General features: G+C 40.4%; 24 protein-coding genes and 2 pseudogenes. 12 read left to right on the top strand and 14 right to left on the bottom strand.

Going from position 1 to position 24,317, the window contains the following annotated elements; translation table 11 throughout:
- The first annotated feature begins 42 nt into the window (after nt 1-42).
- Genes C1721_RS03250 through rsmD form a run of 3 tightly spaced genes read left to right on the top strand, consistent with a single transcriptional unit; the run spans nt 43 to nt 2,137 of the window.
- Nucleotides 43-732, top strand: coding sequence for a hypothetical protein (locus C1721_RS03250; protein WP_102407128.1), 690 nt, complete (start codon nt 43-45; stop codon nt 730-732).
- Between the two features lie 11 nt (nt 733-743).
- The gene (locus tag C1721_RS03245) at nt 744-1,571 is read left to right on the top strand and encodes a DUF3822 family protein (RefSeq protein WP_102407127.1); all 828 of its coding nucleotides are present in this window, start codon (nt 744-746) and stop codon (nt 1,569-1,571) included.
- Nucleotides 1,559-2,137: a 16S rRNA (guanine(966)-N(2))-methyltransferase RsmD gene (rsmD, locus tag C1721_RS03240; RefSeq protein WP_102407125.1), complete on the top strand. Its 579-nt coding sequence runs from the start codon at nt 1,559-1,561 to the stop codon at nt 2,135-2,137. The genes C1721_RS03245 and rsmD overlap by 13 nt, the downstream gene beginning before the upstream one ends.
- Here rsmD and cls read toward each other — a convergent pair.
- The 6 genes from cls to C1721_RS03210 all read right to left on the bottom strand — a co-directional run bounded on the left by cls (nt 2,109) and on the right by C1721_RS03210 (nt 8,289).
- Entirely contained in the window at nt 2,109-3,545 is a 1,437-nt protein-coding gene (cls, locus tag C1721_RS03235; RefSeq protein ID WP_102407123.1) for a cardiolipin synthase, read from the bottom strand. The genes rsmD and cls overlap by 29 nt on opposite strands.
- Nucleotides 3,546-3,639: 94 nt before the next feature.
- On the bottom strand, nt 3,640-3,960 hold the full coding sequence (locus C1721_RS03230; RefSeq protein WP_102407120.1) for a hypothetical protein: 321 nt from the start codon (nt 3,958-3,960) through the stop codon (nt 3,640-3,642).
- A 154-nt stretch (nt 3,961-4,114) separates the two neighbouring features.
- Nucleotides 4,115-5,032, bottom strand: a complete 918-nt coding sequence (locus C1721_RS03225) for a ribonuclease Z (protein WP_102407118.1) — start codon at nt 5,030-5,032, stop codon at nt 4,115-4,117.
- A gap of 252 nt (nt 5,033-5,284) precedes the next feature.
- The gene (locus C1721_RS03220; RefSeq protein WP_102407116.1) at nt 5,285-6,439 is read right to left on the bottom strand and encodes a cytochrome d ubiquinol oxidase subunit II; all 1,155 of its coding nucleotides are present in this window, start codon (nt 6,437-6,439) and stop codon (nt 5,285-5,287) included.
- A 36-nt stretch (nt 6,440-6,475) separates the two neighbouring features.
- Entirely contained in the window at nt 6,476-8,050 is a 1,575-nt protein-coding gene (locus tag C1721_RS03215; protein ID WP_102407114.1) for a cytochrome ubiquinol oxidase subunit I, read from the bottom strand.
- Between the two features lie 11 nt (nt 8,051-8,061).
- Complete coding sequence (locus C1721_RS03210) at nt 8,062-8,289, bottom strand: DUF4492 domain-containing protein (RefSeq protein WP_102407112.1); 228 nt, start codon at nt 8,287-8,289, stop codon at nt 8,062-8,064.
- A 287-nt stretch (nt 8,290-8,576) separates the two neighbouring features.
- Between C1721_RS03210 and C1721_RS03205 the strand changes: the two genes are divergently transcribed.
- From C1721_RS03205 to C1721_RS03170, 8 genes and pseudogenes are all read left to right on the top strand, one after another.
- Entirely contained in the window at nt 8,577-10,064 is a 1,488-nt protein-coding gene (locus tag C1721_RS03205; RefSeq protein ID WP_102407110.1) for a Gfo/Idh/MocA family protein, read from the top strand.
- 24 nt (nt 10,065-10,088) lie between these two features.
- The gene (locus tag C1721_RS03200) at nt 10,089-10,943 is read left to right on the top strand and encodes a 3-keto-disaccharide hydrolase (RefSeq protein ID WP_102407108.1); all 855 of its coding nucleotides are present in this window, start codon (nt 10,089-10,091) and stop codon (nt 10,941-10,943) included.
- Nucleotides 10,944-11,067: 124 nt separating this feature from the next.
- The gene (locus C1721_RS03195) at nt 11,068-11,574 is read left to right on the top strand and encodes a DoxX family membrane protein (protein WP_102407106.1); all 507 of its coding nucleotides are present in this window, start codon (nt 11,068-11,070) and stop codon (nt 11,572-11,574) included.
- Between the two features lie 7 nt (nt 11,575-11,581).
- Nucleotides 11,582-13,237 (top strand): Gfo/Idh/MocA family protein, encoded by a 1,656-nt coding sequence (locus C1721_RS03190; protein WP_102407104.1) that lies wholly within the window; start codon nt 11,582-11,584, stop codon nt 13,235-13,237.
- A gap of 211 nt (nt 13,238-13,448) precedes the next feature.
- On the top strand, nt 13,449-13,832 hold the full coding sequence (locus C1721_RS03185) for a DUF6249 domain-containing protein (protein ID WP_102407102.1): 384 nt from the start codon (nt 13,449-13,451) through the stop codon (nt 13,830-13,832).
- 12 nt (nt 13,833-13,844) lie between these two features.
- On the top strand, nt 13,845-14,408 hold the full coding sequence (locus C1721_RS03180; RefSeq protein WP_102407100.1) for an RNA polymerase sigma factor: 564 nt from the start codon (nt 13,845-13,847) through the stop codon (nt 14,406-14,408).
- A complete protein-coding gene (locus C1721_RS03175) occupies nt 14,405-14,800 on the top strand; it encodes a hypothetical protein (RefSeq protein ID WP_102407098.1) in 396 nt (131 codons plus the stop codon). The genes C1721_RS03180 and C1721_RS03175 overlap by 4 nt, the downstream gene beginning before the upstream one ends.
- Nucleotides 14,801-14,838: 38 nt before the next feature.
- Nucleotides 14,839-15,252 (top strand): annotated as a pseudogene (locus C1721_RS03170) (ORF6N domain-containing protein); the annotation flags it as partial.
- A gap of 66 nt (nt 15,253-15,318) precedes the next feature.
- Here C1721_RS03170 and C1721_RS03165 read toward each other — a convergent pair.
- From C1721_RS03165 to surE (C1721_RS03130), 8 genes and pseudogenes are all read right to left on the bottom strand, one after another.
- Nucleotides 15,319-16,410, bottom strand: a complete 1,092-nt coding sequence (locus C1721_RS03165; protein WP_102407096.1) for a DUF4097 family beta strand repeat-containing protein — start codon at nt 16,408-16,410, stop codon at nt 15,319-15,321.
- 7 nt (nt 16,411-16,417) lie between these two features.
- Complete coding sequence (locus C1721_RS03160) at nt 16,418-16,963, bottom strand: hypothetical protein (RefSeq protein WP_102407094.1); 546 nt, start codon at nt 16,961-16,963, stop codon at nt 16,418-16,420.
- A 1-nt stretch (nt 16,964) separates the two neighbouring features.
- Nucleotides 16,965-17,495, bottom strand: coding sequence for an RNA polymerase sigma factor (locus C1721_RS03155; protein WP_102407092.1), 531 nt, complete (start codon nt 17,493-17,495; stop codon nt 16,965-16,967).
- Between the two features lie 132 nt (nt 17,496-17,627).
- The gene (locus C1721_RS03150; RefSeq protein WP_234347273.1) at nt 17,628-18,374 is read right to left on the bottom strand and encodes a NigD1/NigD2 family lipoprotein; all 747 of its coding nucleotides are present in this window, start codon (nt 18,372-18,374) and stop codon (nt 17,628-17,630) included.
- A 94-nt stretch (nt 18,375-18,468) separates the two neighbouring features.
- Nucleotides 18,469-19,602: a lipid-A-disaccharide synthase gene (gene lpxB / locus C1721_RS03145; RefSeq protein WP_102407087.1), complete on the bottom strand. Its 1,134-nt coding sequence runs from the start codon at nt 19,600-19,602 to the stop codon at nt 18,469-18,471.
- 16 nt (nt 19,603-19,618) lie between these two features.
- Complete coding sequence (gene surE / locus C1721_RS03140) at nt 19,619-20,386, bottom strand: 5'/3'-nucleotidase SurE (protein ID WP_102407085.1); 768 nt, start codon at nt 20,384-20,386, stop codon at nt 19,619-19,621.
- A gap of 824 nt (nt 20,387-21,210) precedes the next feature.
- Nucleotides 21,211-21,738: pseudogene (locus C1721_RS03135) on the bottom strand (lipid-A-disaccharide synthase); the annotation flags it as partial.
- A 16-nt stretch (nt 21,739-21,754) separates the two neighbouring features.
- Nucleotides 21,755-22,522: a 5'/3'-nucleotidase SurE gene (gene surE, locus C1721_RS03130; RefSeq protein ID WP_102407085.1), complete on the bottom strand. Its 768-nt coding sequence runs from the start codon at nt 22,520-22,522 to the stop codon at nt 21,755-21,757.
- A 1,099-nt stretch (nt 22,523-23,621) separates the two neighbouring features.
- Between surE (C1721_RS03130) and C1721_RS03125 the strand changes: the two genes are divergently transcribed.
- On the top strand, nt 23,622-24,317 hold a 696-nt coding region (locus C1721_RS03125), incomplete at its 3' end, for a hypothetical protein (RefSeq protein WP_159063528.1).

The following is a 24,317-nucleotide window of genomic DNA, read 5'->3' as shown; positions in this document are numbered from 1 at the left end:
TAAATTTGCCGAACGAAATAAATTCAAAAAACAATACAAACCATGAAAGTTACATTAAAGATTTTATTAGTAGCCGCAGTTGCACTGCTAGTTTACATGTGCTATAGAAGTATTCAGGCACCGAGGGAATACGATGCAGAAAAAGAAATTCGTGATACTGCTATCAAAGCTCGTCTGATGGATATCCGTAAAGCTCAGATCGAGTATAAGAATATCCACAAGGTACATGCAGCCAATTTTGATGAACTGGCAAAGTTCTTGAAGACAGAAAAGCTTCCGTTCCTTGTAAAAGAAGGTGTTTTGTCTGATGAGCAGTTGGAAAAAGGTATGACTGAGAAGAAAGCTGTAGCTTTAATTGAAAAAGCAAAGAAAACAGGTAACTGGAAAGAAGTAGAGAGTGCAGGTTTGAAGGGCTTTACACGTGATACGGTTTGGATCACAGCTGTAGATACATTATTGGGTAAAAATTATGATGTGGAAGCTATGCGTTTTGTACCTGCTGTTCCGGGTGAAAAAATCCAGTTTGATATGGATACAGCTACTTTAAAATCAGGCTCTGGTTATGAAATTAAAGTGTTCCAATGCCAAGTTAAATTTGCCGATTATCTTCGCGATATGGATCCTCAGTTAACTTACAACTTGATCGAAAAGGCTGAAAAGCAGTCTAAGTTCCCGGGATTACGTGTTGGTTCACTGGAAGAAATTAATAATAACGCAGGTAACTGGGAATAATCGGCAGTTATATGGCTATCAGTATTCCTGATACTTTGACTACTGACAATTCGGAAAAATATATATTGTCCATCCGGCTATGTCCGGGTGGACTTTCTTTTTCCGGATATATACCTTCGGAGGGAGGATGCTTCTTTTATCGGGAAGTGGAATTCGACCGGAGTAATTCTTATGTATCTTCTTTGAAGGACTTCTTTTTTGAAAACGATTTTTTGAGTTGGGCTTATAAGCGTATCCATGTTATTTATGTATCTTCTCAATATACATTGGTACCGAAGGCTTTTTTTCAAGAAAAGGATAGGAGAGAGTATCTTTCGTTTAACTTTTCTGCTCCGGAAAAGACCTGTCTTAATAATACGCTGAAAACAGAGAATGCCGAAGTGGTATTTGGCTTGGACAAAGAAGTGTATGAATTTTGTTCGCGTTCATTGTTGAATCCTGATTTTACACATCATATAACATCTTTACTTCCTTTGTGGGAAAAACGTAGCCGGATGAATCCTTACCGCCAGATGTGCGTTTTTCTTCATGACAAAATGATGGACATTGCTTGTTATTCACAAGGCAGTTTGTTGTTTGTCAATTCTTTTGAGACGGATACGGAGGATGAGATACTGTATTATATATTAAGTGCATGGCGTGGGACGGATATGGATCAAGTGGCAGATATGCTTTATATTGCAGGTAATCCGGTTTTGCGTAATAGAATTATGGAAGTATTGAAAACATATCTGAAACATGTTTCTGTAATGGAAATACCTTCTGAAGCTTATCTGTTAGGAGGAGATATTGGGCAGGTTCCTATGGATTTAATCTCTTTATTAATATGCGAATTATAAGTGGAAAATACGGCCGCAGACGTTTCGATGTGCCTTCTTCTTTTAGTGCGCGTCCGACAACTGATTTTGCCAAAGAGAACTTATTTAATGTATTATCCAACCTGATCGATTTTGAAGGATTGGATGCCTTAGATTTATTTGCCGGTACGGGTAATATTTCGTTTGAACTTCTTTCGCGTGAATGTCATAGCGTTACGGCTGTAGAAAAGAACAATGCACATGCGTCTTTCATAGCGAAAGTTGCAAAAGAGTTGAAAACGGATGATTTGACTCTGATTCGTGGAGATGTGTTCCGATACCTTCATTCTGCTCCGGCACAAAGTTTTGATTTTATCTTTGCCGACCCTCCATACGCTTTGAAAGAATTACCGGAAATTCCTTCTCTTGTCTTTGAACGGGATTTGTTGCGTGAAGGCGGAATCTTTGTTATGGAACATCCGAAGACAAATGATTTTTCCGCTCTTCCTTATTTCTATCAGCAACGAGTTTACGGTTCGGTAAACTTTTCCATATTTATAAAGGAGAAAAACGGTTTAACTATAGAAGAGGAGAAAACAAACGCATAAACGATTCCGTCATTCGCTGCTTCAAAGGACGCTTTAACCAGCGGGAAGGTACAAGGCGTTCGCAATGCTTCATGTCGTGAAGGAATATTCGTTTCATTTGTAAAGTAAATTCTTTTTGATAGACGAAGGCATTGATCTCAAAATTGTGTTCAAAACTACGGAAATCCATATTAGCAGAACCTATACAAGCGATGGCATCATCGCTGATTACCATTTTGGAATGCAGAAATCCCGGTTTATAAAAATATACTTTCACTCCGGTTTTTACCATTTCGTCAATAAATGAATGGCTTGCCATGTTTGCTGTACGGGTGTCTGAACGTTTTGGAAGCATAAGCCGTATATCCACCCCTCCCAAAGCGGCAGTCTGCAATGCTTGGTTTAGTCCTTCCGTTGGCAAGAAATAAGGAGTTTGTATAAAAACATATTTCTTTGCATTTGCAATAAGAAAGATTGTGGCCTGCAATAATATACGCCATTGCCCTACCGGACCGCTGGTTACTATTTGCATTATGTTATCTCCAAATGTTTCTGTCGGAGGATAATATATTTTGTCATTCAGTAGTTTTTTACTTACTACATACCAATCTATTAAGAATGCGGCCTGGAGACCGTGTACGCCCTTTCCTGTAAACTTAAAATGTGTATCCCGCCAAGTTCCCCAAGAAATACCTTTGTCATATCGGTCCGCTATATTCATTCCTCCCATGAAACCGACCTTGCCGTCTATTACTACAATCTTACGGTGATTACGGTAATTTACTTTACTGGTTAGTATAGGGAACGCAACTTTCAGGAAAGGATATACTTCAATTCCTGCTGCTTGCATATCTTTAAAGAATGACTTTTTTACATTCCAACAGCCCACATCATCATATAAAACACGTACTTCGATACCCTCTTGTGCTTTGGCAATTAGGGCATCTTTTACTTTGTTGCCTGTTTCATCATCGCAGAAGATGTAATATTGCAAATGGATGTGGTGCTTGGCATTGCCTATTTCCGCTAATAACTCTCGTAGTTTATCTTTTCCATTGGTATAAATTGTAATATCACTTCCATATAGCAGAGAGGCCTGGTTGCTGTTACTAAGTAAGGTTGACAAAGGTTTATAAGTTTCAGGAACAACGCACGCGTCTTGAGGTAATTTACCTTCTTGAGGACGTTTCATGATACGTTTATAAGTTCTGCGTGAAATGATACGTTGTTTACGGTTGTCTTGTCCAAAGAAAAAGTAGAATAGTAATCCGATGCCGGGTGCCAGCAACAGAACGATTACCCAGGGGATGGTCTTCAATGGGTTTCTGTTCTCTGTAATGATAACGACAACTAATCCCAAAATCGTGAGACAGTATAATATAATGAACACTGTACCTACAATAAACGATATATGTATGGTTGCTAACATCCGTTTTTGTTTACACTATAATCAGCTAAAATATACAAGACAAGTGAAAAAAACAAATAAGCGGGTGAAAATATATATTGCGGTGGTCATTTAACTAGCGGATTGCTATTTTGCGGACAGTGTCACCTATGCGAATGATGTAATAACCTTTGACAATGTCGACAGTGTAATCTCCGTTGGGCTGTTTCATTGTTATTTCGGTTACTTTAATCCCTACTACACTGTATATTTCCAGAACACTGCCTATTGGGGCATTCTCTACGTGGATACAGTTTTCTGATACAGTTATTTTTATGGGTTCAGGATCTTTTTGGTTTACGGTATAAGTAGCAGGCTTCGATTTCATAACATTGGCTGAAACCGAATAACCCGTCTGTAAAATGAGGGTTAACAGTATTGTGATAACTACCTTCATAATTTGTACAAATGTAGAAAGAAATCCGGAAATGAAGAAAGAAATGCCTTATTTATTTGCATAACGTGCTTGTCTGCTTATAGTTTATGACTTGGTAAGCGATGGACAGATGAGTGAAGTAATAGATTGAAAGGTGACAATGTCTTTTAAGTTTTTATGTTAGCGAAATAACCATACCTTCACTGCCAAGTATCGTTCCGGGATAAATTTCGTCGGCTTCTTTTTTAAGGATACTCAACTCTTCATATCGAGCTGAATAATGACCTATGACAAGTTTTTTTACGTGGGCTTGTTTGGCAATTTCGGCAGCTTGCCGTGCTGTAGAATGGAAAGTTTCTTTGGCGCGCGGGGCATCGCATTCTGCAAACGTGGCTTCATGATAAAGTAAATCTACTCCTTCTATATAAGGTATAATATTGGGATTGAAGGCTGTGTCTGAGCAATAAGCATATCGTTTGGGAGGAATTGCCGGACGAGTTAGTCGCGCGTTGGGTACTACTTCTCCTTCGGGAGTTATGAAATCTGCACCTCTTTTTATTTCTTGCAGCATTCTTATGGGTACTTGATAGAAGTCTGTCATTTCCCGGATAATATGGGCTTCTTTCTGCTTTTCAACAAACAGATATCCGCAGCATGGAATGCGATGTTTTAGCGGAATAGAATAAACACATAATGAACGGTCTTCCATCACCAATGCATGACTATAGGTATCTACCGGGTTAAAACGAACTTCGTAGGGGAGTCCTTTGCAGAAGATAGCCAGTATCGGACGCATATAGTCTTCAATCTCTTTAGGTCCATGAATTACCAGTTCTCCATTACGTCCCAACATGCCCAACGTAGAAAGTAAGCCTGGTAATCCGAAACAATGATCACCATGCAAATGAGAGATGAAAATATGATTTAGCCGGCTGAATTTTATGCGCATACGACGCATTTGTACTTGTGTGCCTTCGCCACAATCAATCATGTATAATTTATCCCTTAAATTTATTATCTGCGAAGTCGCCAGATGCCGGGTTGTTGGTAATGCAGAGCCGCATCCTAATATATTTACATCAAATTCAGCCATATAATATCACCGGGATAATTCAATGCAAAGATAATACAAAACCTTCTGTCTACTGTGAAAAATAGCAAAAAATATGGTTGTAGTGTAGGCAGGATGAGAAGGATTACATATATTTGTTTGCTGTCCTTTAGGAAGCAATGCAGTATGCAATTAAGACTTAAGATATATTCTAAGCCTTAACTAACTTTTTCTTTTTGTTTAAAACGGTTAAATGTAGAAACGGCCAAGCGCGAGCTTCGCCGTTTCCTTATTTTAATACGTATGTCCCTTATCTTCATTTATTTCTTTGATATCTATTTTGTGCAAATCCAGTGCACGCCAAGCATAGAATATATAAGCTAATACAAATGGAACAAGAATGGATACAAAACTCATCACCTTTAGGGTAAATGGGCTGGATGAACTGTTCTGTATGGTAAGAGAACTTTGTAAATCCGTTATAGATGGATAATAAGCCGTGTTATTCCAGCCTGCACAAAGCAATAGAGCTAATACCGTTAATACGGTTCCAATACCGGAAAACCAAATTCCTTTTGTCCATCCGGCAGATAATAAAGTTTTTCCAATTCCAAATAAAACACCTATAACTCCGATTAACAAGATTGCTAATACAGCCGGCATCTCAATTAAATTAATAAAGTATTTGTAGGGTTGCATAAAGACTTCTCCTGTATCCGGATTTACAGCAAAACCTTTTGTAAGCATCAGATGGATAATGAACATGAGGAAAAACAGGAGGAAAAGAATCGTTTCTGGAATAAGTTGCTTGCGACTTTTCTCTGTAATTTCCCGGTCGTCTATATTATTAATGAAATAGAGCAAAGCTTGCACCCGTGCAAGGAAAAATACAGCTAATCCTAAACAAAGATTCCAGAATACAATAGCTGCTTCCAGTCCATGCCATGGATTGTCCCAAGTGGATATGACAGGCATTGCTATATCGGTAAGTTGTTCTTTGTTTACTGTAAATTCAGCACCGTTGAAAAATGTTCCTACGGCTGTTCCTAATAATATAGGGCCGGCTACCCCATTAATAATGAGAAAAATCTGATAGGTTTTCTTTCCTAAGAAGTTCCCTTTCTTGGCTTGATACTCATAAGATACAGCTTGAATTACAAAACAGGCAAGAATGAGCATCCATACCCAATAAGCTCCACCAAAGCTGGTGGAATAGAAAAGAGGAAAGGATGCAAAAAAGGCTCCTCCGAAAGTAACCAGGGTTGTAAAAGTAAATTCCCATTTACGACCTGTTGAGTTCAACAGCATTTTTTGTTGTAATTCGGTTTTGCCTATCGTGAAAAGCAAAGACTGTCCGCCTTGTACAAAAAGCAGGAATACAAGTAGTGCTCCTAGTAAGGAAACAAGGAGCCACCAATAATGTTGCAATAATATATATGTACTATCCATTGTGTTCGTTTATTAAAATGTTTTTAATAGTTTCCATTAGTCGTTGTTTGGAACGTTGACAGTAATCTTTTCCGGCCCTTTTTTTATTGCTTTCACCATGATACCGATCTCAGCAATAAGTAAAATAGTGAAAAGTAAAAGGAAGAGGAAGAATGTTGTCTGTACCGACGAGGGATTCAATTTGGATATAGCTGCACAAGTCGGCAGAATATCTTGTATAGCCCATGGCTGACGTCCTACTTCAGCCACAATCCAACCGGCTTGTCCTGCTATATAGGCTAATGGAATAGACCATAAGCAAACGTATTGTAACCAACGTGTTTGAGTGAATTTCTTCTTATTACTATATATTAAAGCCACGATAAACAGCAGAATGAAATAAGCCCCCAGTATAACCATGATGCGGAATGAATAAAAAGTGAGACCTACATGGGGAATTAGTTCGGCCGGGTCTTTAATGTAGCCATATCCGAAATAAGGGAAGTTCTCATTCAGTATGGTAAGGCTTTGTTGGGCACTTACTTCGTCTTTGTTTTTTCTTGCATTTCTGTAATCAGCCAGAGCTTTAATTGCCAATTTTCCTTTGGCAATTTTTTCATGGGCAGAAAGTGCCGGTGTCCCATTATGTGTTGTATATCCACCTTCAATTAAATTGACGATACCGGGTACATAGGCGTCTGCTTTGCGTTCCGCAAGGAATGATAGTACTTTGGGGATTTCAATGCGGAATAAAAATGGATTTACATTATCTTTATAACTCGTTTTGTCTGGATTTAGTATACCAACGGCAACGATTCCCTGCCCGTAGCTGCCTTCGTATAAACCTTCCATGGCTGCCAACTTCATAGGCTGTTTTTGGGCTACCTGATAGGCAGAGCCATCACCTGTCCAAATAATAAGAATAGACGCTACAAGTCCGAAAATTGCTCCTATTTTAATACTTGACAGAGCAAATTCAGTTTCTCTTTTCTTTAATAGATACCAACTGCTGATCCCTATTACAAACAATGCCCCTACGATCCATCCGGAAAGTACAGTATGGAAGAATTTATTGATTGCTACGGGCGATAAAGCTACTGCCCAAAAATCGAACATTTCATTACGTACCGTATCCGGGTTGAAATGCATACCTGCCGGATGTTGCATCCAGGCGTTTGCAATCAGAATCCATAAGGCCGATAGAGTTGCCCCTATGATGGTTAACCATGTAGATGCCAGATGGAAACGTTTACTTACTTTATTCCAGCCAAAGAACATAACGGCAATGAATGTTGCTTCCATAAAAAATGCAAGGATACCCTCTATAGCCAAAGGTGCTCCGAAAATATCCCCTACGAACCAGCTATAATTAGACCAGTTTGTTCCGAATTCAAATTCGAGAATTAACCCGGTGGCAACCCCGATAGCGAAATTGATACCGAAAAGTTTCATCCAGAATTGTGCAGTGGTTTTCCAGAATTCTTTACCTGTCCGGACATAAATTGTCTCCATAATGGCTTGTATAACGCCAAGTCCTAATGTTAGAGGGACAAAAAGCCAATGATACATGGCCGTGAGTGCAAATTGAGCCCTCGACCAGTCAATCAGAGAAGTGTCAATGCTTTCAATCATATTATCAATGTTTAAGGAGTAATAGCTCTGTTTATAAGTTCATCGGAAACATGTTTTTCTTTTTCCGAATTGTTGTCAAATTGGTTTAGATAGTTTGGGAAAAAGAAAAGCCTTAATATGAAAAATAGAATGAATAGTTTGACTAAAATAATCAGCCAAAGAGTTTTACCTAATGTCATTTCCCTAAAACCTTCCAGGTAAAAATGGTAAATCCGGACGATAATAGAATCTTTTTTCATACATGTATTTTCATTAAGACAACAAAAGTGAAAATAAGAAAGTTCCTAGATAAGTACAAATATATGGAAAGAAGTATTTAATTTAATTACAAAGCAATAGATATTATTTATAAAAATATAGATACCATCTATTCACTGTTAAAAAAAACTATTTTAAATAAGAAAACACTTTTTGAAGCTTGTCTTTACTGCCGTATTGGTTATATTTGCGACAATTTGAACCTTAAATAGGTAGAAAACAGTTGAAATATTATTGTTAAGTGCTAATCTATAAAAAAATTATTACTATGTCAAACATTTCAAGAAGGTCATTCCTTCAAAGAGGAGCTGCAGCAGCCGCTGCATTTTCAATCGTTCCGGGTTCTATTCTTGGTAAAAGTCATGGATATATAGCCCCATCTGATAAATTGAATATTGCTGCCGTTGGTATCGGTGGTATGGGTAATGCAAACCTGAAAAACATGGAGACTACAGAGAATATCGTAGCTCTTTGTGATATAGACTGGAAATATGCAAAACCGGTATTCGAACGTCATCCTCAAGCTAAGAAATATTGGGATTTCCGTAAGATGTATGATGAAATGGGCAAATCTATTGACGCTGTGTTGGTAGCTACAGCCGATCATACTCACGCCATTGTTGCTGCAGATGCAATGACTTTAGGTAAACATGTATATGTTCAAAAGCCGTTAACGCACTCTGTTTACGAATCTCGTTTGTTAACTAAATTGGCCGATAAATATCAGGTAGCTACTCAAATGGGTAACCAAGGTTCTTCCGATGAAGGCGAAAATCTGGTTTGTGAATGGATTTGGAACGGTGAAATCGGTGAAGTGACGAAAGTAGAATGTGCTACAGACCGTCCTATCTGGCCGCAAGGTTTGAATGCTCCTGAAAAGGCAGATAAGATTCCTTCTACATTGAACTGGGATTTGTTTACCGGTCCTGCAGAAGTTCGTCCGTTTAATCATATTTATCATCCTTGGAACTGGCGTGGATGGTGGGCTTACGGAACAGGTGCACTAGGTGATATGGCTTGCCATATAATGAGTGCTCCGTTTAAGTCATTAAAGTTAGGTTATCCTACTAAAGCACAAGGTTCTTCTACATTATTACTTCGTGACTGTGCACCTCAGGCTCAGCATGTAAAATTGACATTCCCTGCTCGTGACAATATGCCTAAAGTTGCTATGCCGGAAGTAGAAATTCATTGGTATGACGGTGGTTTGATGCCTGATCGTCCAGCTGGATTCCCTCAAGGTAAAGAACTTATGGGTTACGGTGGCGGTTTGTGTATCTTCCATGGAACGAAAGATACATTAATTTGCGGTTGCTATGGACAGAATCCTTGGTTGCTGTCAGGTCGTGTTCCTAATGTTCCTAAGACGGAACGTCGTGTGGCTAATGCAACGAGAGGTGGACATGAACAAGATTGGATTCGTGCTTGTAAAGAAAGTGCAGGAAGCCGCGTGAAATCAAAATCAGACTTCTCTTTTGCAGGTCCGTTCAACGAAATGGTAGTAATGGGTGTGTTGGCAGTTCGTTTGCAAACTCTTAATAAAGAATTGTATTGGGATGGTCCTAACATGAAGTTCACTAATATCGGTGATGACGAAATGTTGAAGATATTGATTAAGGATGATTTCAAAGTTGTTGATGGTGACCCGAAATTCAATAAGATATGGACTGATCCAATCAATGCACAGCAATTTGCAGCTGAATTGGTTAAGCATACATATCGTGATGGATGGAAATTACCTGATATGCCAAGATAATAAGTATTAAATTATAAATCCAAAATGAAAAAGTCAGTATTATTAGCTAGCGCTGCTGTGATGATGTGTTACTTTACATCTTGCGGTGGTGGAAAGAAAACAGAAGAAGCTCCAGCTACTGCGGAAACTGCAACAGCAGAAGCTGCGGTTCCTGAATATAAACTCATGAACGATCTTCCTACTGTAGACTTATCTACTTTCCCGAAAGATAAAGATGGAAAGATTACAATCTTTGATGGAAAATCATTTAATGGTTGGAGAGGTTATGACAAAACTGATGTTCCGGGTGCATGGGTTATTGATGACGGAGCAATCCATATCAAAGGTTCTGGTGAAGGTGAAGCCGGTGCAAAAGACGGTGGCGACCTGATTTTTGCCAGCAAGCTAAAGAACTTCGAATTGGAGTTTGAATGGAAAGTTGGAAAAGGGGCTAACTCCGGTGTGTTTATTCTGATTCAGGAAGTGGAAGGGGAACCTTCTTACATTTCTGCTCCGGAATATCAGGTATTGGATAATGAAAACCATCCGGATGCTAAATTAGGTAAAGATGGTAACCGTATGTCTGCATCTCTTTATGACATGATTCCTGCTAAGCCGCAGAACTCTAAACCGTTTGGAGAATGGAACAAAGGTAAGATTCTTTGCTACAAAGGAACAGTTGTTTACTATCAGAACGATGAGGCTGTAGTTGAATATCACTTGTGGACTCCGCAGTGGAAGGAAATGCTTGACAAGAGCAAGTTCAGCAAGGATAAATGGCCCTTGGCTTATGAGTTGTTGTTAAATTGTGGTGGTGAAAATAAGGAAGGCTTTATTGGACTCCAAGACCATGGTGAAGATGCTTGGTTCCGTAATATTACAGTTAAGGTTCTTGATTGATCATTAACACCAGATTTAGAATAAACAAATGCCCGGGGCCGGAACTTACTATTCTAGCTTCGGGCATTTATTTGTAAAAACGGATATTCAGTGAATCGAATTTCAGACTTAATAATATAGAATGATGAGTACAGAACATTGTTACACAAAGGCGCAGCTTACTTGGTTGATGTTGTTGCGGCTTTTTATTGGCTGGCATTTCATGTATGAAGGTATGGTAAAGATTATGAATCCTAAATGGACTTCTCTTCCTTACCTGCTCGATTCGAAAGGCTTTGCTTCTTCCTTTTTTATTGATCTGACGCAGAATGCGGATTTGATGGAATTAGTCAATTTTGTTAATGAATGGGCACTTTTGCTGATAGGTTTGGGACTAACGTTAGGGCTTCTTTATCGCCTTTCTTCTGTGGGAGGTATGATTTTATTGGCTATGTATACCTTATCGCATCCGTCTTTTATCGGAGCGGATTACATGATGCCTTTTGAAGGATCTTATTTGTGGATTGACAAGAACTTGGTTGAGTTTGCGGCATTGGGATTGTTGTGCGTGTTCCCTACTTCCCAAATAATTGGTTTCGACCGTGTGGTAGGACGTGTTTGTCCTATATTACATAAACTTAAATTGATTTGATACGATTATGGCAGAAGATGTAAATAAGACTCCCGCTCAAGATAAGCAACCCGATAAAGGACGTCGGGATGCGTTGAAAACACTGGCAACCGTACCCGTATTGGGCGCTTTAGCTTATGGCGTTTATCAGAAGAAAAAAGATGCCCTTAAAGGACGTAACATTTCAGATGTATTTCAGGTAGGCAACGCTCAGGCACAGTATCTCGAACCTGTTAAAGACGGTAAACAAATCCGTTTAGGCATTATCGGTTTCGGTATTCGTGGAAAGGACTTGCTGCGTGCCGCCGGATTCGCCGAACCTTCGTGGATAGATACAGTTATAGAAGCTCATAGAAAAAATAAAAAGGATACCAATTACGAGCAATATATGGCACAGGATGACTTGAATGTCGTTGTAAACGGTGTGTGCGATATATTTGATAAATATGGAGAGGCTGCTCAGTTGGCAGGTTCCAATATCCGTCGCGAGGGCAGTAATGGTAAGTTCGGTCCCGCTCCGAAACGTTACCGTACTTATAAGGAACTGTTGGCGGCAGATGATATTGACGCTGTGATTATCGCTGCGCCTGATCATTGGCATAGCACAATGGCGATGGATGCTGCTCGCGCAGGCAAGCATGTTTATTGTGAAAAGCCTCTTTCATGGACTGTTCCCGAAACCTATATGGTTCGCCAGGCTATTAAAGAAACAGGCGTTGTATTTCAATTAGGTCATCAGGGACGCCAGACTGATTGCTATCAGAAAGCTGCGGAAATCATCAATAAAGGATTACTGGGCGACGTTAATCTGATTGAAGTATGCACTAACCGTAACTCACCCAATGGTGCCTGGGTTTACGATATTATAGAAGGAGCATCTCCACAGACTATCGATTGGAAACAGTTTGAAGGTAATCCCGACCGCATAAAAGAATACATGGATTATATGACAAAGAACGGTCTGGAAAGATATATCGGTCCGGATGAACGCGATAAGTTCAGTTTGGAACGCTTCTTCCGCTGGCGCTGCTGGTGGGATTACAGTACCGGTCTTTCCGGTGATTTGCTGACGCATGAGTATGATGCTGTTAATCAAATTATGCACGTAGGTATTCCTCACTCCGCAACTTCTTCCGGAGGAGTTTATTTCTATAAGGATGGACGTACGGTTCCGGATGTTCTGCAAACCGTATTTGAATGGCCGGATAGAGATCTCTCCATGTTGTATAGCGCTACCTTGTCAAGTACCCGTGAACGGGGTAAAGTATTTATGGGGCATGATGCTTCTATGGAAGTTTCCAATATGCTGGCTATTACAGTAGACAGAGATTCAACCCGCTATGCTGAGAAGATTGCACAAGGTATTATTCCTACGGATACACCGTTTTATACTTATGTGCCCGGTCAGAATAGTACCGACTCTGTAACATCTCCTACGGAGTTGTATTTTGCGAAACGTGGTTTGCTTTATACTTATGTCAACGGACGTCGCTACGACACAAGTCATCTGCATATCCGCGAGTGGCTGGAATGTATCCGTCAGGGTAAAACACCAAGTTGTAATATAGACCGTGCATTTGAGGAAGCCATGACTGCCCATATGGGTACTCGTGCTTATCTGGAAGGACGTACTATGTATTGGGATAAGGATAAAGAAGAAATAGTAAGAGGCGAAAAAGCGTAAATGCTTTAAATATAAAGGAAATGAGGGGTTGCTTACTAATAGGCAACCCCTTTTTTGTTGCCATGTTGGCTCGTCAAACCGTTTATGTTCTACCCGGTATGAATCAGTAAGTCGAGGAAAAAAGAAAAAACTTTCGTTTTTCTGTAACCGATTTTCGTTACTTTGTGTCCTATATACAAAACAAGATTATTAACGATAAAAACTTAAAAATATGAATGAGCTGTGGATTCCGATTATTGCAATTGTTTGTGCGGTAGGCCTTCCCGTCGTGTTGGGAATAGTTGCTTGTTATTACACAATTAAAGGTCGCCATGAAGAGAGGATGGCTATGATTTCAAACGGTATGATTTTGGAAGAACCGGAAAAGAAAGCCAATCGCTATCCGGCTTTGAGAAATGGAATGGTGATGATAGGTCTGGCTGTAGGATTAGTAATGAGTATTGTATTTTATCCATATATGTATTTGGATAATGGATGGATGAATCTTACAATTCCTACAATGTTGCTATTGTTTGCCGGTTTAGCGTTCATTTTGTATTTCTTTATATCCCGCAATATGCAGAAAAAAGAAATGCAAGAAGATGATAACCGATAGAATCCGGTTTGGATGGATGAGCAAAAGTGGATAATGCACATTTTGGCAGGGGATACGCAAAGTTTCTCCTGCCTCGTCGCGAAGTATGAGAAGATGGCTTATACGATAGCTTTTCGTATTCTCGAAAACCGTGAGGAGGCGGAAGAAGCTGTACAGGATGCTTTTGTAAAGATGTATCGCGCATTACCCGATTTCCAGTTTGAAAGTAAGTTCTCTACATGGTTTTATCGCATTGTTTATCGTACCGCCCTGAGTGCATTGCGTCAACAACGTAATTTTGCTGATTATGAAGAAGCCGGAGCAACCGACCTGACAATGGCCGAGATGGATGCGGCATCTTCCATATTGGAAAGAGAAGACCGCAAGGAGATTATTTCCGGTGTATTAAAAAAGCTTCCGGCTGATGAAAGCCTGTTGCTTACCCTCTATTATCTGGAAGAATGTTCGGTAGATGAGATTCGTCAGATTACCGACTTGACAGCTTCCAATGTTAAAATTAAATTGTTTCGTGGACGTAAACACTTTTACGAGACATTACAGAAAATGATGAAACAAGAAGTTTCCGATTTGTTATGAATACATCAGAAGAACATATTGACAAATTAACGAAGAAATTGATGAACGGTACTTTTGAGCAGCCATCTCCATCCCTGAATACCCGTATTATGGCACTGATTATGGGTGAAAAACGGTCTTTGATCCGTAAATGCTATATAAAACGGATGCCGTCGCTTAGTATGGTAATAGGCTGTTTTGTTGTTTATATGATGTTAATAGCCGGTGTTGCTTCTTTATTTATGAAGCAATCCGAAACGATGAGTAATTTGTTGGAAGGATTAAAAAATATATTTCCTATGCTATTAACTATAGGCACTTGTGTATCATTGTTCTTTTTCTTCACTCAGCTCGATAACTGGTTGAATACAAAAGAGTCGATGAAAACTAATGTCGGAAAGAAAATCGGGTAAGAAGTTCTGCTCCCCGTTCCCGAATCAATCTTCCACTTAATGAAGAGACGCAAGATTGGAAGTCACAAATTGTGACCTCCAATTCTATAAAAATGGGTGTCAGGCGCAATCCCTATGCGTTCACTGAATTAGGCGTCGCAATGCTTAGTAGTGTTCTCAATTCAAAGGCGGCTATACAAATCAATATAGGTATCATGCGTGCTTTTGTTGCCATGCGTCATTTAATATTAAACCCTCCGGCAAACCCTGTTCAGGAACTTCAACAGGAAGTAAAACAACTAAAAGATTACATAGAAGAAGTCTTTGCCGACTACAACGACATCAACGACGATACTCGTACTCAATTGGAATTAATCAATGAAACATTGACGGAATTACAAGCACAAAACAAACAGAACGGCAAGCCTCGTAATCCTATTGGATATCTGGCATCCCGGCAAAAGAAAAAATGAAACAGCCCATAAGATTTGTTTTTGCAATCTTATGGACTGTTCCTATGTTTCCTATTTTATTAGTCCTTATTTCGCTTTTATCTTGAGGTTACTGTATCCGTTACCATCAAAATAAATGGTTTGTTCACCTCCGTTGTTTATTTCGGAACGGTAGTTCGAATTTGTTTTCTCCGAATTTGTAATATTGAAACCTTTGATGCTGAAATCTCCATACTTCATGTTGTCCGCCTTTACGGTAAAAGCTGTATGCTCAGGAATAGCTAGCGTCAGATTCCCATAACGGGCGCTTACATTTACCTTCTTGAACCTGTCGGAAAGCTCTTTTACGTTCAGTGAACTATAGCTCAAAGAGCCAACAATCAGTTCATCGTTTACAGACTGTATCGTTATATCACTGTATTTTATTTCCAGATTCGCCTTATCAACAGTATTCACTTTCAGGTTGCCGTATTTCTTTTCCAGAGTAAGTCTTTTTACGTTCTGTATTTCCAGATTGGAATATTTACTGTCTATTGTCAGTTCGTCTGCATTACCTATAACGGTACTACCTGCGTAGCCCAGGTCTATATCGGCATTGGCAAGGTCTCCCAGATTAACATTGCTATACTTTGCTTCTATTTCCACATCCCCTTTAAAGTTGCCACCGGCCAGATTCCCGTATTTTACGTGCAGGTTGCATTTCCCTTTATTATCTCTTGGCAGGTCTATGTTTCCATATTTTTGCGTTAAGTCCATCGCCAATCCGTTCGGAATGTTGATGTAATACTGGATGGTAAGACGGTTATTGTTGCCATCGCCCCAATCACCCCAAAAGCTGCTTTTCACTTCTTTCAGGTTCGTAATGGCAGAAACTGTACTTCCTGATTTGGTAAAGTTTATCTCCACGCGATCCAGATTGGCCTGCGCTTTGGATTCGTCGTTCGATTTTGCCTCTATTACAATCCGGAATGCCGCTTCCTTTTTATCCCAATAGCTAACGGTGATGTTCCCATAGCGGTTGTCTGCTTGCAAAAGATCACTCATGCTAACATTGAACGATTTGTTTATTTCTTTACGTTTGGAATATTCCAGATCTTTAGCCAACGCCGGCAGACAATAAGCAAACATTAATATAGCCAATAAAATCAGCGGGCGATTTGTTTTTTGTAATGTGTTCATGATCCTGTTATTTATTATTGTTATCTTCTTTATTAGCAACTCTCTCCATTTGTTTGAGCATGAAAGAAAGCCCTTCCAGGCTGTTGTTGTAGTGCAAGGTCATGGCATATACTCCTGCATTGGTACAAGGCAGAGTAGGAAGAACTGTTTGCTCAAACATATAATTGTCACGAAGAATTTGTTTTGTTTCTTCCAATAATCCGGTAGTACCCGGAGTCTTGCCGGACTTGTATATCTCCTCCATCTGCGCCATTACGTCGTTTATTTGCATGTTGTAGTAGATACGCAGTTCTTCTATTTCCTGTTTTTCGCAAGCTTGGTAAGCCGTCTGTTTGCTGCCCGGTTCCGGAATAGAAGTTCCTCCCGGTAAGCGAAGCAGGAACAGTAAAGCAAAACAGGCTGCCGCGGCGAATGCCGCTATTATATAGACCCGTTTCCTGTGTTTAGGCGAAGTGGGTAGTTTTTGTTCGAACCGTTCAAGGTGTCCTGCAGGAAGCGTTTCATCGTTGAACTCATCCTTGTTGGCATCAATGAAATCTTTTAATTTATCCATATCAGTTGACTCCTATAATTTCTAAAAGTTTCCGTTTGGCACGAAGGTATTGACTGCGTACACTGGGCGGTTGAATGTTGAGGATAGAGGCAATCTCTTCCATGTCATATCCCTCAAAGAGGTAAAGCGAGAGGATTACGCGGTAACCGGCAGCCAGTTTCTTCATGCCTTCTTTTACCAGAGCTACCGAATATCGGATTTGTTCTTCATCCGGCCTGTCCGGTTCTGGTTCAGCATAATTGTCGGGAATCTCTTCCCATTCCGGCTTTTGTTTACGAACGTAATCGATGGCGGTATGGATGGCTATACGGTGCATCCATGCTTCAAAACACTGGTCGTCGTGATATTGATCCAGCCGGGAGAAGATTTTCAAGAACGAATCTTGCATTGCTTCTTCCGCTTCTTCCTGATTGCCTGTAATTCGTAGACAAACCACATAAAGCCATCGCGCATATTGTTTGTACAAGGCAAGCTGTGAAGTTCGTTTACCGGAGCGGCAATCTTCTATCAGATGTGCAGTATTTTTCTCCATTTATTTATATAAACGAGGATAACAACCCCAACGTTGCATATCCCGTACAAAAATATACAAAAAAAGAAAGGCATCATCGCGACGCCTCTCCTCCTGAACTAAATGATAAAAATAAAAGTTATGTGGGAAGGTTTACATTAAGTTGTTTAAATCCCCTGTCGGACTGATGCTTTTGCTATTTCCCGAGGGGGCTTGCTTACTGGTATTGTAATCCAGCTCATATACTTCATCTCCGGTAAATGTCTTCACATGCAGTTTCAGCTTTACCGTTTCCCCGTTTGTGTCGGGCAACTCGTCCAGACGGAAGCATACCAGCCCTTCTACGGCTGTTACAGCCGGATCATTGTAAGCATTATGACGGAATTCCAATGTATAAGGATCATTCTCTTTGTCCGGTTGTATTACATTGATAAAATGTTTTTCCGAACCTCCGTAATTCGCACGGAATACAACATTCAGGAAGTTATCCGCAATCCAAAGATTGTTTTTCGGTGAATTGATAAGTACCGGGTCTGTGCCATAGGTCTCATCGTTCTTGTCTCCCAGATTCTCCGCAATGTCTTTCGTCAATACATTCCAGATACGGTTGATCTTTACGGAATGGGAATACGGGCCGATGGAGTCTCCCAATATCGTATAGTCTACCCAGGCTCTTTGGCGGGCTTTTGCTTCATAGTTGATATAAATAGGAGCCGCAGGCCATAAGGTAGCCCCGTCATCTGTTCTCAGATAAAAAGAATTATCGTTAATAGGTACTACTGTAGCCGGCTCTATCCAGAATTTATCCAGAGAATAACTGTCGTCATCCAGACAGGAATGAAAAAGGAGTGAAGTTAAGGTAACTCCCGCAACAAGTAAAATTGATTTCAACGTTTTCATGCCTTTTAGTATCATTACAATATTATTTTTTCTGTTATATTAAGGAAGATGAATGTTCGTAATGAAATGCTGCAAAGGCGGTTAATAAAAGATGTTAATGCTGCAAAGATTTATAGATTAGTTGTGCCGTACGCTTTGAAGCTCCCGGAGCACCAAGAGCACGTATTACTTCATCATAGCCGCTCTGCATTGTATTCCGGTAGTCGGTATCATGCAGGATGCGTCCTAGTTCGTCTTGTATTTGCCGGTGTGAAAAGCGATCTCCGAACAACTCTTGCACAACCTCCTTTCCGGCTATCAGATTCACCAGTGATATATATTTAGTATGAAAGAAATGCCGGAAAATAAAGCTGGCCAGCTTCCCGGCGGGCACGTAATAGCAGACCGCCTGCGGGACGCGGAATAAAGATGTTTCGAGCGTTGCCGTACCGGAAGTCACCAATGCGGCATAGCTGTGTTGGAGCAACGGATAAGTCCGGCCGAATACGATTTTTACAGAACGGTTGCCGGTGTACAGGTCATAATACGCCGGTTCTATTCCCGGAGCTCCGGCAATTACCGGTTCATAATCCGGATAAGAGGAGGCTACTTCCAGCATGACAGGGAGGTTATCCTTTATCTCTTGCCTGCGACTGCCTGCTAATAGAGCAAGAACGGGTTTGCCGGACAATCCGGCGTCGCGGATAAATGTTTCCTTTGATGTGGCTTGATGTTCTTTGTATTGTGCCACCGAGTCCACAGAAGGATTACCTACATAGTCTACCGGATAATTGAGCTTCCGGAAGAACTCGGTTTCAAAAGGAAGGATGCAGAACATGCGGTCTACATATTTCCTGAAATCCTTAATGCGGTATTGTTTCCAGGCCCATATCTTGGGGGAGATATAATAATATACCGGCAGGTGTAATTGCGTTTTTACAAACTTGGCAATCTTAAGGTTGAATCCGGGGTAATCAATCAATATAACCACATCCGGTTGATAGCGGCGGATATCTTCCCGGCACGTCTTCATATTATTAAGTATCGTGCGGAGATTAAGCAGTACCGGAATGAATCCCATAAAAGCCATTTCACGGTAATGCTTTACCAGTGTGCCTCCTGCCGATTGCATAAGATCCCCGCCCAGAAAGCGGAAATCGGCTTCCGGATCTTCTTCCTTTAATGCAGCCATCAGGTTGGAGGCATGTAAGTCTCCGGAGGCTTCGCCGGCTATCAGGTAATACTTCATATCAAATTCATTCTTGTCAGTCGATCCATGTATTTAAGGTAGACATGAAATCGTAATCGGTGATGTCTACTTTACAGGGAACAAGAGAGGCATAACCATTGTCAAGCGCCAGCATATCGTTGTCCGGAAGGATTGGCTGGTAACTTTTAAATTCTCCCGTAAGCCAGAATACCGGTTTCCCGCCGGCATCTTCTGAACGTTTAAACTCTTTAATCCATCTACCATCCGCCTGGCGGCAAACTTTAAGTCCCAGTACATGATCTGTTTTCGGGACGTTCAGATTCAGATAAACGCCATGAGGCAAGCCCTCTTTCAGCACACGACGGGCAAGCATGCGTCCCAAACGACAAGATTCCGTAAAGTCGGCGTCTGCCGCATGGTCCAGTAAGGATACTCCCATAGAAGGAACGTCGAAAATGCAGCCTTCGGCGGCAGCTCCCATTGTGCCGGAGTAGTTTACACAGATCGCCATGTTTCCGCCATGATTGATGCCGGAAACCAACAAATCCGGTTTACGATCCAATATCTCATTTATAGCCAGCTTAACGCAGTCTACAGGAGTCCCTGTGCAACTATATATTGTCAAGCCTTCTTCTTTTTTCAGCAACGTATATTTAATAGGAATGAGCGATGTGATGGCACTTGCCATACCTGAGCGAGGACCATCCGGCGCAAACACAACTAAATCTCCTAAATCGCGGAGGCATCCAATCAATTCATTTATTCCTTTTGCTAAAACGCCATCGTCATTTGTAATTAGAATGAGCGGTCTTTCTTTTGCCATAATGTTTATTTTATAAAATCATCTTTGAGAGATAACCCTTTGAACAAAAGGTTATAAGCGGAATATTTCAGCGGTAGGGGTAACGGGCCGGCAACCGTGCCTGTTTCTGCGTTTTACGCTACATTCCCGCAAATAACTCATTGCAAATATCGACATTTTTATTCTATTTTCCTAAAATCCGATAGCCTTTTAGTTATTGGAATTGTTTCGTTTTCCTTCAATTCACTTTATCTCTTTAGGCCTTTCCTTCTGATTCAGTTATCGAGAATTTCTTGGTAACTGAATTTTCGTCCAGCTCGTCTTTTTAAGATGTAATATAAATAATGCGGATACAATGCCTCCATGAAATGAGGCCCAAATCTTCAACAACTTGTTGAAGATTTAGGGATAAGCTGGTTTTCCTTAATATCTGTTAATCCGGAGAGGTATTTCTGTTTTCGTTTTAAAAGAGCTGACTTTTGCACTTAAAAGTCCCGTCTTAACATTTCAAAAGAGCAGACCTTTGAAGTGTTAAGACGGGACTTCTGTATTCAAAAGATAGCTCTTTTGAAAGTCCTTTTCCGGACTGTTAATATATACGGGATCATCGAGGCCTTTTTTGAAATCATCGGGATGATTTTGGAAAAAGATCCCGATGATTTATAAATCACTTTCCGGTTGCGCGAATAAGATAAAAGGATAAAATAAAGAAATTTTAGGGAGTGGATTTTTTTCTTATATATAATGTACGCGCGTACATTTATTTATTAGGAAAAACAGAATAGTAGGCTCACCTTCCAAAACTATGTGTTTAAGAGGCGTTTAAATGACTAATNTTCCTTTGATGTGGCTTGATGTTCTTTGTATTGTGCCACCGAGTCCACAGAAGGATTACCTACATAGTCTACCGGATAATTGAGCTTCCGGAAGAACTCGGTTTCAAAAGGAAGGATGCAGAACATGCGGTCTACATATTTCCTGAAATCCTTAATGCGGTATTGTTTCCAGGCCCATATCTTGGGGGAGATATAATAATATACCGGCAGGTGTAATTGCGTTTTTACAAACTTGGCAATCTTAAGGTTGAATCCGGGGTAATCAATCAATATAACCACATCCGGTTGATAGCGGCGGATATCTTCCCGGCACGTCTTCATATTATTAAGTATCGTGCGGAGATTAAGCAGTACCGGAATGAATCCCATAAAAGCCATTTCACGGTAATGCTTTACCAGTGTGCCTCCTGCCGATTGCATAAGATCCCCGCCCAGAAAGCGGAAATCGGCTTCCGGATCTTCTTCCTTTAATGCAGCCATCAGGTTGGAGGCATGTAAGTCTCCGGAGGCTTCGCCGGCTATCAGGTAATACTTCATATCAAATTCATTCTTGTCAGTCGATCCATGTATTTAAGGTAGACATGAAATCGTAATCGGTGATGTCTACTTTACAGGGAACAAGAGAGGCATAACCATTGTCAAGCGCCAGCATATCGTTGTCCGGAAGGATTGGCTGGTAACTTTTAAATTCTCCCGTAAGCCAGAATACCGGTTTCCCGCCGGCATCTTCTGAACGTTTAAACTCTTTAATCCATCTACCATCCGCCTGGCGGCAAACTTTAAGTCCCAGTACATGATCTGTTTTCGGGACGTTCAGATTCAGATAAACGCCATGAGGCAAGCCCTCTTTCAGCACACGACGGGCAAGCATGCGTCCCAAACGACAAGATTCCGTAAAGTCGGCGTCTGCCGCATGGTCCAGTAAGGATACTCCCATAGAAGGAACGTCGAAAATGCAGCCTTCGGCGGCAGCTCCCATTGTGCCGGAGTAGTTTACACAGATCGCCATGTTTCCGCCATGATTGATGCCGGAAACCAACAAATCCGGTTTACGATCCAATATCTCATTTATAGCCAGCTTAACGCAGTCTACAGGAGTCCCTGTGCAACTATATATTGTCAAGCCTTCTTCTTTTTTCAGCAACGTATATTTAATAGGAATGAGCGATGTGATGGCACTTGCCATACCTGAGCGAGGACCATCCGGCGCAAACACAACTAAATCTCCTAAATCGCGGAGGCATCCAATCAATTCATTTATTCCTTTTGCTAAAACGCCATCGTCATTTGTAATTAGAATGAGCGGTCTTTCTTTTGCCATAATGTTTATTTTATAAAATCATCTTTGAGAGATAACCCTTTGAACAAAAGGTTATAAGCGGAATATTTCAGCGGTAGGGGTAACGGGCCGGCAACCGTGCCTGTTTCTGCGTTTTACGCTACATTCCCGCAAATAACTCATTGCAAATATCGACATTTTTATTCTATTTTCCTAAAATCCGATAGCCTTTTAGTTATTGGAATTGTTTCGTTTTCCTTCAATTCACTTTATCTCTTTAGGCCTTTCCTTCTGATTCAGTTATCGAGAATTTCTTGGTAACTGAATTTTCGTCCAGCTCGTCTTTTTAAGATGTAATATAAATAATGCGGATACAATGCCTCCATGAAATGAGGCCCAAATCTTCAACAACTTGTTGAAGATTTAGGGATAAGCTGGTTTTCCTTAATATCTGTTAATCCGGAGAGGTATTTCTGTTTTCGTTTTAAAAGAGCTGACTTTTGCACTTAAAAGTCCCGTCTTAACATTTCAAAAGAGCAGACCTTTGAAGTGTTAAGACGGGACTTCTGTATTCAAAAGATAGCTCTTTTGAAAGTCCTTTTCCGGACTGTTAATATATACGGGATCATCGAGGCCTTTTTTGAAATCATCGGGATGATTTTGGAAAAAGATCCCGATGATTTATAAATCACTTTCCGGTTGCGCGAATAAGATAAAAGGATAAAATAAAGAAATTTTAGGGAGTGGATTTTTTTCTTATATATAATGTACGCGCGTACATTTATTTATTAGGAAAAACAGAATAGTAGGCTCACCTTCCAAAACTATGTGTTTAAGAGGCGTTTAAATGACTAATGAAAACGTTCGTCTAGATTCGTCAATGCAAAGGTACATCTTTCTTTTATTCCTGCAACCCTTTTTGAATAATTTTTTATCCCTCTATATGCTTTCTTATCAATAATATAGGCTATTAGTTACAAAACAAAGGCTTCGTATTACGAACGCTTCAAAAACAGGCTAAAAAACGACGATTCTAGACCAACGTTTTCGTTAGTCATTTCCAATGTCTTGTGGAAAGCGAAAGCCTTTGATAAATAAGTTTTTTAATGAACACTATTATTAATATTAAATGAGAAAAAGTATGAACAAGAGATTCTCTACATTATTGGCTACCGCTTTGGTAGCTGTCTCTTCCGTGAGTGCTCAACAGGCAATTATGGGAGAACAGGATCTGAAAGATGTTAAGTCCGGTACTTACATCTATTTGTCTCCTGTAAAGGTTGATGCTACAGCAATTCCATTAGCAGGGGTTTTAGCTCCGGCTTTCGGTATGGCAAAAGCTGATACAACAGCCATTAAACCCGGTGAAAGCTGGATGCGTGCCGACTCTATGTTGTGGACTGTACAGTCTACTGTAACAACTGCCGGTGTAACTTACAAATTGCAAAACAAACGTACTTTGGCTTACCTGGCTATGCCGAAGGTTTCTACAAGCGAAGATGGTAAAGTTGATGCTAAATTTACAGCAGACGGTATTACCGACTGGGCTTATAACGGAAGTGCTTTCTATGCAATTAATAATGTAAACGGAAAAGACTCCGTACGTACATTGTGCTGGAGTGAAGCTGATAAGAAGTTTTATGTACAGGCTGTTGCTGGAACAACCGCTCCTACTACTGATGAAGCTAATGTATTGGCACGTTTCGTACGCACAGAATTTGCAATGAATGCTACTCAGTTCAACAATGTTGTAAAGGGTAAATTCTATTTCAATGCTGTCAATACCAGTGATAAGAATGCTCCGGTTAAACCGACTGAAGGTAACATCCTGTCGGAA

The sequence above is a fragment of the Parabacteroides bouchesdurhonensis genome (genome assembly GCF_900186615.1).
Lineage (GTDB): Bacteria > Bacteroidota > Bacteroidia > Bacteroidales > Tannerellaceae > Parabacteroides > Parabacteroides bouchesdurhonensis.
This window is presented reverse-complemented; position numbering and strand designations above follow the sequence as displayed.